12 protein-coding genes and 1 pseudogene are annotated in these 15,441 nt (G+C 59.7%); 4 read left to right on the top strand and 9 right to left on the bottom strand.

Translation table 11 applies throughout. The annotated features are described in order from the left end of the window. Positions 1 to 37: 37 nt before the first annotated feature. A complete protein-coding gene (gene arcD / locus KVG95_RS01415) occupies positions 38 to 1,465 on the bottom strand; it encodes an arginine-ornithine antiporter (RefSeq protein WP_217854256.1) in 1,428 nt (475 codons plus the stop codon). Positions 1,466 to 1,911: 446 nt separating this feature from the next. Here arcD (KVG95_RS01415) and arcD (KVG95_RS01410) point away from each other — a divergent pair, with 446 nt between their 5' ends. Both arcD (KVG95_RS01410) and KVG95_RS01405 read left to right on the top strand, forming a co-directional pair. Continuing rightward, positions 1,912 to 3,339, top strand: a complete 1,428-nt coding sequence (gene arcD / locus KVG95_RS01410; protein ID WP_217854255.1) for an arginine-ornithine antiporter — start codon at positions 1,912 to 1,914, stop codon at positions 3,337 to 3,339. Further along, positions 3,336 to 3,515: pseudogene (locus tag KVG95_RS01405) on the top strand (AlkA N-terminal domain-containing protein); the annotation flags it as partial. The gene arcD (KVG95_RS01410) and the pseudogene KVG95_RS01405, both read left to right, overlap by 4 nt. Before the next feature lie 147 nt (positions 3,516 to 3,662). Here the strand turns inward: KVG95_RS01405 and KVG95_RS01400 are convergent. The 8 genes from KVG95_RS01400 to gap form a co-directional block, all read right to left on the bottom strand. Next, the gene (locus KVG95_RS01400; RefSeq protein ID WP_217854254.1) at positions 3,663 to 4,994 is read right to left on the bottom strand and encodes a CoA transferase; all 1,332 of its coding nucleotides are present in this window, start codon (positions 4,992 to 4,994) and stop codon (positions 3,663 to 3,665) included. 166 nt (positions 4,995 to 5,160) lie between these two features. Further along, entirely contained in the window at positions 5,161 to 5,556 is a 396-nt protein-coding gene (locus KVG95_RS01395) for a YbaN family protein (protein WP_052967954.1), read from the bottom strand. Positions 5,557 to 5,702: 146 nt separating this feature from the next. After that, positions 5,703 to 6,311, bottom strand: a complete 609-nt coding sequence (locus tag KVG95_RS01390; RefSeq protein ID WP_217854253.1) for a biliverdin-producing heme oxygenase — start codon at positions 6,309 to 6,311, stop codon at positions 5,703 to 5,705. A 108-nt stretch (positions 6,312 to 6,419) separates the two neighbouring features. Continuing rightward, positions 6,420 to 8,984: a TonB-dependent receptor gene (locus KVG95_RS01385; RefSeq protein WP_217854252.1), complete on the bottom strand. Its 2,565-nt coding sequence runs from the start codon at positions 8,982 to 8,984 to the stop codon at positions 6,420 to 6,422. A 122-nt stretch (positions 8,985 to 9,106) separates the two neighbouring features. Then, on the bottom strand, positions 9,107 to 10,072 hold the full coding sequence (locus KVG95_RS01380) for a FecR family protein (RefSeq protein ID WP_217854251.1): 966 nt from the start codon (positions 10,070 to 10,072) through the stop codon (positions 9,107 to 9,109). A 95-nt stretch (positions 10,073 to 10,167) separates the two neighbouring features. Beyond that, entirely contained in the window at positions 10,168 to 10,686 is a 519-nt protein-coding gene (locus tag KVG95_RS01375) for an RNA polymerase sigma factor (RefSeq protein ID WP_217854250.1), read from the bottom strand. A 77-nt stretch (positions 10,687 to 10,763) separates the two neighbouring features. Continuing rightward, the gene (locus tag KVG95_RS01370) at positions 10,764 to 11,228 is read right to left on the bottom strand and encodes a methylglyoxal synthase (RefSeq protein WP_007903352.1); all 465 of its coding nucleotides are present in this window, start codon (positions 11,226 to 11,228) and stop codon (positions 10,764 to 10,766) included. An 80-nt stretch (positions 11,229 to 11,308) separates the two neighbouring features. Next, positions 11,309 to 12,310 (bottom strand): type I glyceraldehyde-3-phosphate dehydrogenase, encoded by a 1,002-nt coding sequence (gene gap, locus KVG95_RS01365; protein ID WP_052967860.1) that lies wholly within the window; start codon positions 12,308 to 12,310, stop codon positions 11,309 to 11,311. Positions 12,311 to 12,529: 219 nt separating this feature from the next. On the opposite strand from gap, the gene edd reads away from it, so the two are divergent. Further along, positions 12,530 to 14,356 carry a phosphogluconate dehydratase gene (gene edd, locus KVG95_RS01360; RefSeq protein ID WP_052967861.1) on the top strand — a complete coding sequence of 609 codons (1,827 nt, stop codon included), beginning with the start codon at positions 12,530 to 12,532 and terminating at the stop codon, positions 14,354 to 14,356. Then, the gene (locus KVG95_RS01355; protein ID WP_217854249.1) at positions 14,353 to 15,312 is read left to right on the top strand and encodes a glucokinase; all 960 of its coding nucleotides are present in this window, start codon (positions 14,353 to 14,355) and stop codon (positions 15,310 to 15,312) included. Before edd ends, KVG95_RS01355 begins: the two co-directional genes overlap by 4 nt. The last annotated feature ends 129 nt before the right edge of the window (positions 15,313 to 15,441 follow it).

Raw genomic sequence — 15,441 nt, 5'->3', positions numbered from 1 at the left:
TACAGTGATCCTCCAGATGACAAATGAGAGTCGGGTGTTACAGAGTCAGGAAGCCGTCATACAGCCCGTAAGCTGCCACCAGGGCGCCCACGACAACCGCTGCGAAAATCAGCTTCTCGACGTTGGTGAAAACCGGTTTGTTGACTTCAAGTTTGGCCTTGGCGAACAGGATCACGCCGGGCGCATAGAGCAGGGCGGAGAGCAGCAGGTATTTGACCCCGCCGGCATAGATCAACCAGACCGCATAGATCAACGCGACGGCGCCGATGAACAGGTCTTTCCTGCGCTCGGCTATAGCGTTCTCATAACTCTCGCCGCGCACCGCCAGCAGCAGCGCGTAAGCCGCCGACCACAGGTACGGCACCAGAATCATTGAGGTGGCGAGGTAGATCAGCGACAGATAAGTGCTGGCCGAGAACAGCGTGACGATCAGGAACAACTGGACCATGACGTTGGTCAGCCACAAGGCGTTGGCCGGTACATGGTTGGCGTTTTCCTTGCGCAAAAACGCCGGCATGGTGTGGTCCTTGGCGGCAGCGAACATGATCTCTGCACACAGCAACACCCACGACAGCAGCGCACCGAGCAATGAGATGATCAGGCCGACGCTGATCAGCACCGCGCCCCAATGACCGACCACATGTTCCAGCACGGCGGCCATGGACGGGTTCTGCAGTTTGGCCAATTCCGGTTGGGTCATGATGCCCAGCGACAGCACGTTCACCAGCACCAGGAACAGCAGCACGGTGATGAAGCCGATGACGGTGGCTTTACCCACGTCGCTGCGTTTTTCCGCACGGGCTGAGAAAATGCTCGCGCCTTCGATACCGATGAATACCCACACGGTGACCAGCATCATGTTGCGCACCTGGTTCATCACACTGCCCAGGTCCGGGTTTTTCAGGCCCCAGATGTCAGCGGTGAAGATGTCCAGTTTGAACGCGAACACCGCGATCAGGACGAACAGCAGCAGCGGCACGACCTTGGCGATGGTGGTCACCAGGTTGATGAACGCTGCTTCCTTGATGCCGCGCAGCACGAGGAAATGCACACCCCAGAGCAGCACAGACGCGCCGATCACGGCAGCAACCGTGTTGCCTTCGCCGAAGATCGGAAAGAAGTAACCGAGGGTGCTGAACAACAGAACGAAGTAACCAACGTTACCCAGCCAGGCACTGATCCAGTAACCCCAGGCGGACGAAAAACCCATGTAGTCGCCGAAACCGGCTTTGGCGTAGGCGTAAACACCGCCGTCCAGATCAGGTTTTCGATTAGCGAGGGTCTGGAAGACGAAGGCCAGGGTCAACATGCCGACTGCGGTAATTGCCCAACCGATAAGAACGGCACCGACGTCTGCACTGGCGGCCATGTTCTGGGGCAAAGAGAAGATCCCGCCACCAATCATTGAGCCGACAACCAATGCAACCAGGGCGCCGAGTTTCAGTTTTCCGGGGGATTCAGACATTGCATGACTCCAGTGCAGGAGAAGAGAGAAAACAGGTTAGTTTTGTTCGCTGTTCAATCATCTGACTTAGATCAATGCATGGTCACATTCCATTGTTAAGTAAAGACTTATGGGTCTTTTGCAGGCATAAGGCTAATGCCCGGAAAGCCCTGTGCAGAGGCCTCGGATAAAAGTGAAAGAAATAGAGCGTATCAGTTGAGGTTTAGACGCTAGTTTGTTTTTTTGTTTTGGCAAGTATTGGTCATTGGGTTTTGCAGTGATATTGATTTATTAGGGTCTACCGACAAAACCGCTATTTTCGGCCTGCTGCAATAGCGTGATCAGTTATAAATAAAGACAAGATTGGCATTAATTGATAAACGTTATTACGCTTTATCTATTTAGTTAAAAACCGACTATGTGACGGTCTCGAAGCCATAGCGCGCCAGGGAAATGGAGATGCACGAATGTCACAACCGACGCAAAAGCTTCGCCTGAGTGCGCTGATCGCTTTGGTGGTGGGATCGATGATTGGCGGCGGGATTTTTTCCTTACCGCAAAACATGGCGGCGCGTGCCGATGCCGGGGCGATATTGATTGGTTGGGCGATCACTGCCGTCGGCATGCTGACCCTGGCCTTCGTCTTTCAGACCCTGGCCAATCGCAAACCGGAACTGGACTCCGGGGTGTACGCCTACGCCAAGGCCGGGTTTGGCGATTACATGGGGTTCTCGTCTGCCTGGGGATACTGGATCAGCGCCTGGCTGGGCAACGTCGGTTATTTCGTGTTGCTGTTCAGTACGCTCGGTTATTTCTTTCCGGTGTTTGGCCAAGGCAACACGCCGATTGCCATCGGCTGCGCGTCGGTGCTGCTGTGGGCGGTACATTTTCTGGTGCTGCGCGGGATCAAGGAAGCGGCGTTCATCAATCAACTGACCACCGTGGCCAAGATCGTGCCGCTGATCATGTTCATCGTCATCGCCGCTGTGGCCTTCAAGGCGGACATCTTCACCCGCGACATCTGGGGCCGCAGTAACCCGAATTTCGGCGGCGTGATGGATCAGGTGCGCAACATGATGCTGGTTACCGTGTTCGTCTTCATCGGCATTGAAGGCGCCAGTGTGTATTCGGCGAAGGCGCAGAAGCGTTCGGACGTGGGCCGAGCGACAGTCATCGGTTTTATCGGTGTGTTGGCGCTGCTGGTGCTGGTGAACGTGTTGTCCCTTGGAATCATGAGTCAGCCGGAATTGGCCACGTTGCAGAACCCGTCGCTGGCGGCGGTGCTGGAACATATCGTCGGCCCTTGGGGCGCGCTGTTGATCAGCATCGGCCTGGCTATTTCGCTGTTGGGAGCATTGCTGTCCTGGGCGCTGCTGTGCGCCGAAATCCTCTTCGCCACCGCGAAAGACAAGACCATGCCAGCGTTCCTGACAAAGGAAAACGCCAATCATGTGCCGGTCAATGCACTGTGGCTGACCAACGCGATGGTCCAGATTTTTCTGCTGATCACGCTGTTTTCCGCCGGTACCTACACCAGCCTGATTTACCTCGCTTCATCGATGATTCTGGTGCCCTACCTGTGGTCGGCGGCGTACGCGGTGTTGCTGAGCGGGCGAGGGGAAACCTATGAGCATGCGTCGGCCGAGCGCACGAAAGACTTGCTGATCGGTGGCATTGCCCTGTGTTACGCGATTTGGTTGTTGTATGCCGGCGGCGTGAAATACCTGCTGCTCTCGGCGTTGTTGTATGCGCCGGGGGTGATTCTGTTTGCCCAGGCCAAACGGGAACAGGGCGAGCCATTGTTTACCTCAGTGGAGAAGGGGATTTTCAGCTGTGTGGTCGCCGGGGCGGGGTTGGCGGCGTACGGGCTGTACAGTGGGTTACTGTCGTTGTGAGGTTATTGCTGGCGTATCAACGGCCTTATGACTGGTCGGCAATACTGGGTTTTTTGTCGGCGCGGGCGGTGGTCGGGATGGAAACGGTGGTCGATGGCGTGTATTCGCGCAGCATCGGGTTGAACGGCGTTCACGGTGTGATGAGGGTATGCGGCGCAGGTGCTTTGGACACTCTGAGCCGACCAGACTGAATACACTTCCAGCAATTGTGTTGAGTTTTTCGGCCCTATCGCGAGCAGGCTCGCTCCCACAGTTGACCGAGCCGCATTGGAGAAATGTGATCACCTGCGGGAGCGAGCCTGCTCGCGATAGCTATCTGATGGTCACCACCACTGCGCGCGATGGGAACCCAACTCCCCGGCCGGCAGCGCCCACTGCAACGGTGTCCCGGTGATCTTCAACGGTACCTGCAACCGATGGGCCGGTCCCCAAGGTGTCTGCTCAACCAACATCCCTTGATCGCTTTGATCCTCCGCCCGCAACGCCTCATCTGTCCCCGCGCCATGCTCAATCAGCAACTTGGCGGTCCGCGCCAACGACAATCTGGCTGACCCGCCACGTCCCAATAACGTGATCGCCGCAGCCGCCATCAAATACCCGGTGGCGTGATCAAGCGCCTGCACCGGTAGCGGTGTCGGCTTGTTCGCTTTCTTCCACTGCATCCCCGCTTCGGCAATCCCGCTGCTCATCTGAACCAAACTGTCGAACCCTCGACGGTTCTGCCAGGGGCCGCTCCAACCGTAGGCGTTGAGGCACACATCAATCAGACCCGGTGCCAGTTTTTGCCGCGCGGCGACACCGTAACCCAACCTTTCCAAGGCATCGGCGCGGTAGCCGTGGAGCAAGATATCGGCGTCCTTGAGCAGGTTTTCGAACACTGCTCGATCCGTCTTGTCGTGCAGGTCCAGGCGTGCGCAGCGTTTGCCCAAAGTGACTTCCGGCACCACGCCCGGTTCGTTCCAGGTCGGTGGGTCGATGCGCAAAACATCGGCGCCGAGCCCTGCGAGGAAGCGGCTGGCGATCGGGCCGGCGAGTACCCGTGTGAGATCCAGCACTTTGATCCCGGCCAGCGGTTGCGCCACTGAACCTTGCCACGGTTTGGGGTTTTGGCCGTTGTCGGCGCTGAACTGAATCAGCGGTTCGGCGTTCACAGCCTGACCTTGGGGGTGGACCTGCCATTGCTTCCAGCTTCGCATTTCCGCCGCGCAACCACCGGCATCAACGACGGCCTGTTCCAGATCACTTTTCCCCCATTGCGCAACCTTGCTCGCCATGGCTGCGCGGTCGACACAGGCGCCGAGCACGTTTTCAGCCGCGCCACGATGATGAGGCGCGTTGGTGTGCAGGCGGATCCAGCCGTCCTTGGTCGCGTAATCACCGGCAACCGGGTCCCACAACGGTGGAACGCTCCAGCCCACAGGGCGGATCGACGTCGCGAACCAGAACGACGCCAGGCGCCGGTCGACTTCAAGAGTAGGCAAACGGCCGGTGTGTTGTTGCAGCAATTCACTGACAGCCTGACCGGCAGCGGCAATGCTCGCGCAGGCAAGGTCGGTGACGGCAAACGCCGAGGGCAGGGCGCCGCTCGAGGTGAACGGGATTGAGGTGTGATGCAAGCCGAGTGCGGCTTGAATGGACGTGAGTAAACCAGTCATCGAAGGCCCTCCGGAACGAGAGCCCGAGCATAGATCAAAAATCTTCCAAGCCGGATGAAATCCCCCTGTGGGAGCGAGCCTGCTCGCGATAGCGGTTTTACAGTCGACATCATGGTGAATGTCATTCCGTCATCGCGAGCAGGCTCGCTCCCACAGGAGATTTGTGTCAGGAGGGTGTCGCGAGTGATTCCGGCCGTGACCAGATCCATATATTCCCCAGACCCATGCCCGCGATGGCCAGGTAAATCGGCCAGCCATGATCAAGCATTACCAGCATCAACCCTGCGCACAGCAGCATGCTGACGGTGGCGCTGACCTTGGCGCGACGGGCGATGATTTTGCCGTTACGCCAGTTGCACAGGATCGGCCCGAACAGCCGATGGTTTTCCAGCCAGGCACTCAGACGCGGCGAACTTTTGGTCGCGGCCCAGGCAGCCAGCAGGATGAACTCGGTGGTCGGCAGGCCGGGGATGACGATGGCGATCAGACCGATGCCCAGGCTGATGTAAGCCAGCAGGGCGAAGAGGATTCGGGTGAGTTTTGAGGTGGTTGGGTGAGACATGGGGCTCAAGGTAGATCGTGAGGCTTGCGGTAATGCACATACCCTGTGGGAGCGGGGCTTGCTCGCGAATGGGGTCTGACATTCAACAGAGAAGTCGACTGTTACACCGCTTTCGCGAGCAAGCCCGCTCCCACAGGACCGTATTTTCAGGCAAGTTCGGGGGTGGTGGCGTAAGCCTGTTCCAGCAACACGGTAAAGCGGTTGAACGCATCGATTGCGCCTTTATCCAGCTCGGCTTCTTCCTGCTCGCTGAATGTCAACCCATCGAGCGTCTTGACGAAGCTTTTCCAGCCTTCAGCGCGGCCGCCAGCTGGTTCGGCGAGATGACGAGCACCAAAGGTTTCACTCAAGCCAAGACCCACGGCACGCTTGATCAGGAAAGCCGCACCGAGCTTCGAGCCTTCCGAAACAAACAACCAGCCCAAGGCCTCGGCTTTGGCTGGATTGTTGACTGCACCCGCAACCGGGGCCGGAACTTCAGTGTCCAGATCCGCCAGGTCAGCCTTGGCCGCTTCAGCACGGCAGCGGGCCGGTAAGTCCGCAATGATGGCAGCCAGTTGCGCATCGTTGTACAGCGACACCAGTTCCGACTGGAACAAGTACTGCGCAACCACGAAACGCGCGAAGTTGGCCTGGGTTTCGAACGGTGCGTGGGCTTTGACCAACGCGTCGAGTTTGCTGTGAGGTTCGTGAGTGATCTGATTCAAACGTTGCGAACGCAGAGCAGGGCGTTGAGCAGTGTCCTGGGAAGTCATGAGAAGTCCTTGAGAAAAAGAGGCGCTTGGTAACGAGACGAACGGGGCGGCGCCAGACAGTAAAAAAATCCCCGCGCTCCTGTGAAAGAGCGCAGGGAGGACACTGGGTCAGATATCCCAGACCAGATTGACCGCGAAGTTGCGACCCGGTTGGGTCAGGCGATCGAGGTTGGCCGGTTGCGTAACCGAGGCTTCGCCGACGCTGTCGTAACCGCGCACGTCATCCCACTGCCAGTATTTCTTGTCGGTCAGGTTGTACAGGCCGGCGTTGAGGGTCAGATCGTCGGTCACCTTGTAGAAACCCGCCAGGTCGAGCACGCCATAACCTGGGGTCTTGAACTGGGTGCTGGTGCCGTCCGGAGTATTGAAGCTGGTGCTGTCGACGCGGGTCTTGCGTTTGACCAGGGTCCAGCTCAACAGGCCACCGTAGGTGTCCTGGTCATAACCCAGACCGAACACGCCGGTCAGCGGGTTGATGCTGTTAAGCGGCTGGCCGCTGTCATCGTTGCGACCATACAAGTAGGACACCGAGCCTTGGGTGTAGAGGCCGTTCGGCGCACCGAAGCTGTCCAGGTTCAGGCGACCCTTGAGCTCCAGGCCCTTGATGGTGGCGTGCTTGATGTTGTTGCTCTGGAACGTGGTCTCGGTGTAACCGGGGGTGATAGCGTTTTCGTCGATGAAGTCGCGGTACTTGTTGTAGAACACCGCCACATCGAAGGTACCCGCCTCGAACTGGCCGCGCAGGCCGGTTTCATAGCTCTTGCTCTTTTCCGGTTTAAGGTCGGGATTGGGCTCGACCTGATAGCCGCCGGACAGGTTTTCGAAGCGACCATACAAGGCTTTGGCGGTCGGCGTACGGAAGCCTTCGGCGTACTGGCCGTACCAGGTGTAGTTGTCGTTGAAGCTGTAGGTGGTACCGAATTTGGGTGACAGCCGATGCCAGGTCTTGGTGTCGTCGCTGACCACGCCGTTGCCGCTCTGGTCGGCGGTGACCAGGAACTCGTCGGTGATGTGCGGCTTGAGCTGGGTGTAGTCATAGCGTGCGCCGGGCAGGAAGGTCCAGTTGTTCCAGCTGATCTCATCCTGGGCGAACAGGCTGTAGGTGTTGATGGTCGGATCCGGGAAATCGCTGGCCGGGGTCAGGGTGTCGGTGGCTCTGGCGGCGCCGATGGTGCGGCAGCTGCCGGCCACGGTCAGGCAAGTGCCGCTACCGGTACGCAGGCCGGTGACTTTGTTCTGTTTGAGGGTGGTGCCATAGGTGACGCGGTGGTCGGTGTTGGCGATGGCGAACGACTTGTCGGCCTGGGCATCGAACACCCATTGGCGATCCTTGTAGGTGGTTTCGCGGGTACGCAGCACCGTGCGCGACGGCGCGTAGATTTCTTCGGTGCTCTGGTCGGTCTTGGCGATCTGGTAGTTCAGCGTCCACTTGATGTGATCGGCCAAGGCGCTGTCCAGGCCGAAGCTGTGCTCCAGACCGAAGCGTTCACGGGTGATGGTGTCGTTGCCGGTACGCGATTTATAGAAACCGAAACCGCGTCCCGCGTTGAATGGGCCGCCCACCGCGCTCAGTTGGTTGGTGTCGCGGTCATCCTTGTAGTGCTCGTAAGTCAGCCCGAAGCGCGAGTCGTCGGCGTAGTTCCAGCCCAGTTTTGCCAGCACGTTGGTGGTGCGTACGTCCTCGGGGTTGGCCTCGGAGCGGTTCAGGCCGATGCCGCCGGTTTCGCCATAGGATTCTGTTTCATGACCATTGCGCTGGCTCAGGTGCAGCAGGCCGTCGAACTCGCCGGTGCGGCCGGCCACGGTGCCGGAGGTCAGCCAGCTGTCATCGGCCGAGCTGTAGCCAGTCTTCAGGCGTGCGCCGACGTCTTTGCCGGGCTTGATGATGTCGTCCGGGTCGAGGGTGTAGTAGCTGACCGCGCCGCCGATGGCGCTGCTGCCATACAGCACTGAAGCGGGGCCGCGGAGGATTTCCACGCGCTTGACGATTTCCGGGTCGACATAGTTGCGGTTGGTCTGGGCATACGGGCCGTTGAAGAAACCGTCGGGCACCTGCACCCCATCGACCTGAGTCAACACGCGGTCACCGTCGATGCCGCGGATGTTGTAGCCGGTGAGGCCGCTGCGCTGACCGGCACCCCCCACCGAAACACCGGGCTCGTAACGCACCAGATCCTTGATGCTATTGACGTTGTTGCGGTCCAGTTCTTCGCGGGTTTGGACAGTGACAGTGCTCGGCACGCTGGCCACGTCTTGTTCCTGACGGGTGGCGCTGATGGTCACCTGTTGCAGATTGAGGGCGCCGCTGGTGCTGCGTTTTTCCAGCACGATGTTGTTATTGCCCAGTTTGCGATAGCTCAAGTTGGTCCCCACCAACAGGCGATCCAGGGCTTTTTCCGGCGGCAGCGAACCCTGCACACCCGGCGAGGCCACGCCTTCAGCCAGTTCGGCCGGCAAGCCGACTTGCCAGCCGGTGATGGCGGTAAACGCATTGAGCGCCGACACCAGCGGCTGCTGCGCAATGGCGAACGAATAGTCGCCCATGTTGCGGCTCGGTTGCTCGGCGGCGGTGGCGGCCATGAGCGATGCGCTGCCGGCCATCAGGATGGCGGCGGTCAGCAGCGACAATACGCGTGAAGGTGAAGAGGACTGGCGGGTAAGGCGAGAGGACATCGATAGAGCTCCGTGTCGCACGAATCTTTATAGGTGCTGATGGGCATCGCGAGATGCGAATCAATTGCATTGGCTATAACGAGACGAACGAGCTTCAGCTATCGAGTAAAAATAATTCTCATTTAGTTCAGGATCACCAGCGCGGGGAATTCCTGAAGTCTGGCGGAAGTGATGTGCGCGAGGGAGCGGACCACGTCCAGTGGCTGGTCAAGCCGGTAATTACCGGTGACGGCAACATCGGCCAACTGCTCGTTGGTGTTGATGATCCAGCCTGGATAATAACGGCGCAGTTCCGCCAGCACCTGGCTCAGTGGGCAGTTCTCGAACACCAGCCGACCCTGGACCCAGGCCAGATCGGTGGCCGCATCGAGCTTGGCCGGATGATCGAAGCCGTTGGGGCCGATGCGGATGCTTTCGCCGGCGGAGAGCCGCACTCGCGCGTCATTACGCGTGGCGCGCAAATCGACATCGCCGCGCTGCACCCGAACCTGGGCCACGCCGTCCAGATAGCGCACGGCAAACGCGGTATCGCGCACACTGGCCTTGACCGGCCCGGCGTCGATCTCCAGCGGTTCGGCGCGATTGGCCGGTACTTCGAAAAACGCCTCGCCCTGATACAAGCGGGCGACGCGTTGCTGATCGTTGATGGTGCTGGAAAACGCCGAATTGGTGTTCAGCAGGACTTTCGAGCCGTCCTCCAGTTGCAGGCGCTGGCGTTCACCGATTACGGTCAGATGATCCGCCTGAAGGCGCATCGGCAGATTGCTGAAACTGAACAACCCGAGAATCAGCACTGCCGCCGTGGCCAACGGTCTCCAGTGCGGACGAAGACGCGACAGGACGGTCACTTTCGGCGGCTGGGCGGCCAGGTTTTGCGCACATTGCGTGACCTGCGGGCCGTCCCAGATCGCCTGCGCCTTGGCAAACGCCTCGGCATGCAACGGGTCGGCGTCGAGCCAGTCATGGAATTGTCGGGTCTGTTCTTCGCTCGGACTGCCCAACACGATGAGCCAGTCCAGCGCCTGGTCCATTGCACTGGCGGAGTCCCGCGCCGGGGAGGGCGGAGGGGAGCGATGAGTGTCCGTCACTGTGTTTCCTCGGCAGTGTCTGTGCACGGCTGTTTTTTTAGTGAAGCTCGAAGTGGAGCAAGAGTAGCAAAGCCTGCTCGCGTAAATCTGCGCTCTCAGTCGCCGTTTAGCCGCTGCGCGATGCCGATGCAGATCGCCATGATCAGCTTCAGCTCCTTTTGCACGGTGCTCAACGACACGCCGAGCTTCTCGGCAATCTCCAGATAGCTGTGCCCATGCAGGCGACTGAGGATGAAAATCTTCTGCTGACGCGGGCTTAGTTCACTGAGGCTCACGTTCAAGCGTTCGAGCAACTGTTCGGCATGAGCGGCATCTTCGGCGCTACTGACGGGTGAGGCGACCGCCTGCACCACGTCCGGCGGCACATTGTCGAGCATGGTGCGGGACTGGATGCGTCGCGCACGCAGATGGTCCAGCGCCAGGTTGCGGGCGGTCTGGAACACGAAGGGTTCAAGGTGATCGATGGCCCGCTCGCTGAGCGCTCGGGTCACGCGCAGGTAGGTTTCCTGCAAGAGGTCTTCGGCGGTGCTGTGATTGTTGACCATCCGCTCCAGCGTACGCAGCAGCGAGACGCGCTGGGCGATGAAGAGGTGATTGAAGCGCGATTGACTCACGGGAGGACCTGATCCATTTCGAGCAAATGATAATGCTTATCATCCGCTCGAATGGTCAAGTGCTGATTTGTGACGCTTTACCCACGACCCAGCAGATAGGTCGCGTAATCCGGGATGCGGTGTTCGTGAGCCTGATCCATCAACGGGCTGCTGAGCAGGTAATCGGCGCTGCACTCGTTGCAGGCCACCGGGATGTTCCACACCGCCGCGACCCGCAGCAGCGCCTTGATGTCCGGGTCGTGGGGTTGCGGTTCAAACGGATCCCAGAAGAACACGAGCATATCGACCCGCTGCTCGGCGATTCGCGCGCCGAGTTGTTGGTCGCCGCCCAGCGGACCGCTGATCATGCTTTCCACCGGCAGGTCGAGGCGTTGTTGTAACAACAACCCCGTCGTGCCGGTGGCGACCAGTTCATGTTGCGCGAGCTTGTCTTTCTGCCGCTCGGCCCAATCCAGCAAAAATACTTTGCAGTGGTCGTGGGCAACCAGGGCGATACGCTTGCGCGCTGCCAGGGTTTTTTGCGTAAAACTGATACCGATCATCGCTTGCTTCTCCAGACGAAAATGCGCCTGGGACGACGCATTTTTCGGCGTTTCACCGCGTTCAACGTAGAGTGAGACGCTTACTCGGCGTTGCAAAGCGCCAGGCAGTTATCGAGCATGCGGTTGGAGAAGCCCCATTCGTTGTCGTACCAGGCCAGCACTTTGAGCAGCTTGCCGCTGGACTTGGTGTGGTTGGCGTCGAAAATCGAGGACAGCGGGTTGTGGTTGAAGTCGCTGGAAACCAGCGGCAGGGTGTTGTAACCGAGAATCTTCGAGTGCAGGCTGGCTTGTTTGAGCATCGCGTTGACTTCATCGGCCGATGCTTCACGCTTGAGCTGCACGGTCAGGTCCACCAGCGACACGTTGATCACTGGAACACGCACCGCCATGCCGGTCAGTTTGCCCGCCAGTTCCGGCAGCACCAGGCCCACTGCTTCAGCGGCGCCGGTCTTGCTCGGGATCATGTTCTGGGTGGCGGAACGGGCGCGGTACGGGTCGGTGTGGTAGACGTCGGTGAGGTTCTGGTCGTTGGTATAGGCATGGATAGTGGTCATCAGACCGCTTTCGATGCCCAACTCGCGGTGCAGCACCTGAGCCACCGGGGCCAGGCAGTTGGTGGTGCACGAAGCGTTGGAAATGATCTGGTGCGATTGGCGCAGAATGTCGTGGTTAACCCCATAAACCACAGTGGCGTCGGCGCCTTTGGCCGGGGCCGAGATAATCACTTTGCGCGCGCCGGCCGTAATATGCGCGGCGGCTTTGGCACGGTCGGTGAACAGACCGGTGCACTCGAACACGACGTCGACCTTTTCCGCGGCCCAAGGCAATTCGGCCGGGTTGCGAATGGCGCTGACCGAAATACGGTCGCCGTTGACGGTCAGGCTTTCCTGATCGTGCTGGACATCGGCATCGAATGTGCCGTGAACAGTGTCGTACTTGAGCAGATGGGCATTCATCGAGCTGTCGCCCAGGTCGTTGATCGCTACGATCTGCAGATCCTGACGATAACCTTGGGTATACAGTGCCCGCAGGACATTACGGCCGATACGGCCAAAACCATTGATTGCGATTCGAAGAGTCATTTACAGCGCCGCCGTCGTTTTGTTGTTGGAATTACAAGATTATTCGCAAAAAAATAGAAAACAAGCCTTTTTAGTGGCAATATTTTGTTTTATCTACAACGAGTGACCTGAATCAACTGGTCCGAATGATCAAGAAAACCGTCTGTCATCCCAATCACAGCGGTGCTTGATCAGCATAGACAATCAGGTCGCCACATCCGTTAGCCTGGAGTTCTACACATGCATCCCCGCGTCCTTGAGGTCACCGAACGGCTTATCGCCCGCAGCCGCACCACGCGTGAGGCTTACCTTGCATTGATCCGCGGCGCCGCCAGCGACGGCCCTATGCGCGGCAAGCTGCAATGCGCCAACTTCGCCCATGGCGTAGCCGGGTGTGGCAGCGACGACAAGCACAGCCTGCGGATGATGAACTCCGCCAACATCGCCATAGTTTCGTCATATAACGACATGCTGTCGGCGCACCAGCCGTACGAAGTCTTCCCGGAACAGATCAAAAAAGCCCTGCGCGAAATCGGCTCCGTCGGCCAGTTCGCCGGTGGCACCCCCGCCATGTGCGATGGCGTGACCCAAGGCGAGCCGGGTATGGAACTGAGCCTGCCGAGCCGCGAAGTGATCGCGCTGTCCACTGCGGTAGCGCTTTCCCACAACATGTTCGACGGCGCGCTGATGCTCGGCATCTGCGACAAGATCGTGCCGGGCCTGATGATGGGCGCGTTGCGGTTCGGTCATCTGCCGACGATTTTCGTGCCGGGCGGGCCGATGGTTTCGGGCATCTCCAACAAGCAGAAAGCCGATGTGCGTCAGCGCTACGCCGAAGGCAAGGCGACGCGCGAAGAGCTGCTGGAATCGGAGATGAAGTCCTATCACAGCCCTGGCACCTGCACCTTCTACGGCACCGCCAACACTAACCAGTTGTTGATGGAAGTCATGGGCCTGCACTTGCCGGGCGCCTCGTTCGTCAACCCGAACACCCCGTTGCGCGATGCCCTGACCCGCGAAGCAGCGCACCAGGTCACGCGCCTGACCAAGCAGAACGGCGACTTCATGCCGATCGGCGAAATCGTCGACGAGCGTTCGCTGGTCAACTCCATCGTGGCCCTGCACGCCACCGGCGGCTCGACCAACCACACCCTGCACATGCCGGCCATCGCCATGGCTGCGGGCATCCAGTTGACCTGGCAGGACATGGCCGACCTCTCCGAGGTGGTGCCGACCCTGAGCCACGTGTACCCGAACGGCAAAGCCGACATCAATCACTTCCAGGCGGCGGGCGGCATGTCGTTCCTGATCCGCGAACTGCTGGAAGCCGGCCTGCTTCACGAAAACGTCAACACCGTGCTCGGCCATGGCCTGAGCCGCTACACCAAGGAACCGTTCCTCGATAACGGCGAACTGGTCTGGCGCGAAGGCCCGATCGAAAGCCTCGACGAAAATATCCTGCGTCCGGTCGCTCGCGCATTCTCGGCAGAGGGTGGCTTGCGCGTGATGGAAGGTAACCTCGGCCGTGGCGTGATGAAGGTCTCGGCGGTCGCGCTGGAAAACCAGGTTGTCGAAGCGCCAGCCATGGTGTTCCAGGATCAGCAGGACCTGGCCGATGCGTTCAAGGCCGGTTTGCTGGAGAAGGATTTTGTCGCTGTGATGCGCTTCCAGGGCCCGCGTTCCAACGGCATGCCGGAACTGCATAAGATGACGCCGTTCCTCGGCGTGCTGCAGGATCGCGGCTTCAAAGTCGCGTTGGTGACTGACGGGCGTATGTCCGGCGCCTCGGGGAAAATCCCGGCGGCGATCCACGTCAGCCCCGAAGCTTATGTGGGCGGCGCTTTGGCACGGGTGCAAGAGGGCGATATCATCCGCGTCGATGGCGTCAAAGGCACTCTGGAGCTTAAGGTGGACGCCGAAGAATTCGCAGCGCGCGAGCCAGCCAAAGGTTTGTTGGGCAACAACATTGGCAGCGGTCGCGAACTGTTTGGTTTCATGCGCATGGCCTTCAGCTCCGCAGAGCAAGGCGCCAGCGCCTTTACTTCTGCCCTGGAGACGCTTAATTGAAACTGGCTTTGGTCGGTGACATCGGTGGCACCAACGCACGTTTCGCGTTGTGGAAAAACCAGCAGCTGGAATCAGTCCAGGTGCTGGCGACGGCAGACCACGCCAGCCCGGAGGAGGCCATTGCGCTCTACCTGAGCGGGCTCGGTCTGGCGCCGGGTTCGATCGGTTCGGTGTGCCTCTCGGTGGCAGGCCCCGTGAGCGGTGATGAATTCAAGTTCACCAACAATCACTGGCGGCTCAGTCGCAAGGGGTTCTGCAAGACCTTGCAGGTGGATCAACTGCTGTTGATCAACGACTTCTCGGCGATGGCGCTGGGCATGACCCGCTTGCAACCGGGCGAGTTTCGGGTGGTCTGCGAAGGCACGCCGGAACCGTTGCGGCCGGCGGTGGTAATCGGCCCGGGCACTGGCTTGGGCGTGGGCACCTTGCTCGATCTGGGCGCGGGCCGTTTTGCCCCGTTGCCGGGGGAGGGCGGTCACGTCGACCTGCCGCTGAGCAGCCCGCGAGAAACCCAGCTGTGGCAGCACATCTTCAACGAGATCGGCCATGTCAGTGCTGAAACGGCGTTGAGCGGCAGTGGTTTGCCGCGGGTCTACCGGGCGATCTGCGCGGTGGATGGGCACACGCCGGTGCTCGACACGCCTGAGTCGATTACGGCGGCCGGACTGGCGGGCGATCCGATTGCCCTGGAAGTGCTCGAGCAGTTCTGCTGCTGGCTCGGTCGCGTGGCCGGCAACAACGTGCTGACCACCGGGGCGCGCGGCGGTGTTTACATCGTTGGCGGGGTAATTCCACGGTTTGCCGACTTCTTCATCAAAAGCGGTTTCGCCCGGTGCTTCGCCGACAAGGGGTGCATGAGCGATTACTTCAAAGGCATTCCGGTGTGGCTGGTGACGGCGCCGTATTCCGGCCTTGTTGGCGCGGGTGTGGCGCTGGATCAATCCATTCCAGCCTGAAATGCAATCAAATGTGGGAGCGGGCTTGCTCGCGAAGGCGGTGTGTCAGTCAACCAAGATGTTGAATGTGATGGCCCCTTCGCGAGCAAGCCCGCTCCCACATTGGTTCTGCGGTGTTTGTAGATTTCG

The sequence above is a fragment of the Pseudomonas farris genome, from assembly GCF_019145235.1.
Taxonomy (GTDB): domain Bacteria; phylum Pseudomonadota; class Gammaproteobacteria; order Pseudomonadales; family Pseudomonadaceae; genus Aquipseudomonas; species Aquipseudomonas farris.
The sequence above is the reverse complement of the archived record's forward strand: the minus strand, read 5'-3'. Positions and strand labels throughout refer to the sequence as shown.

What these genes read in the sequence shown, in the direction of transcription:
- arcD (WP_217854256.1), bottom strand. Translation starts at nt 1,465, where the DNA reads ATGTCTGAATCCCCCGGAAAACTGAAACTCGGCGCCCTGGTTGCATTG.
- arcD (WP_217854255.1), top strand. Translation starts at nt 1,912, where the DNA reads ATGTCACAACCGACGCAAAAGCTTCGCCTGAGTGCGCTGATCGCTTTG.
- KVG95_RS01400 (WP_217854254.1), bottom strand. Translation starts at nt 4,994, where the DNA reads ATGACTGGTTTACTCACGTCCATTCAAGCCGCACTCGGCTTGCATCAC.
- KVG95_RS01395 (WP_052967954.1), bottom strand. Translation starts at nt 5,556, where the DNA reads ATGTCTCACCCAACCACCTCAAAACTCACCCGAATCCTCTTCGCCCTG.
- KVG95_RS01390 (WP_217854253.1), bottom strand. Translation starts at nt 6,311, where the DNA reads ATGACTTCCCAGGACACTGCTCAACGCCCTGCTCTGCGTTCGCAACGT.
- KVG95_RS01385 (WP_217854252.1), bottom strand. Translation starts at nt 8,984, where the DNA reads ATGTCCTCTCGCCTTACCCGCCAGTCCTCTTCACCTTCACGCGTATTG.
- KVG95_RS01370 (WP_007903352.1), bottom strand. Translation starts at nt 11,228, where the DNA reads ATGATCGGTATCAGTTTTACGCAAAAAACCCTGGCAGCGCGCAAGCGT.
- gap (WP_052967860.1), bottom strand. Translation starts at nt 12,310, where the DNA reads ATGACTCTTCGAATCGCAATCAATGGTTTTGGCCGTATCGGCCGTAAT.
- edd (WP_052967861.1), top strand. Translation starts at nt 12,530, where the DNA reads ATGCATCCCCGCGTCCTTGAGGTCACCGAACGGCTTATCGCCCGCAGC.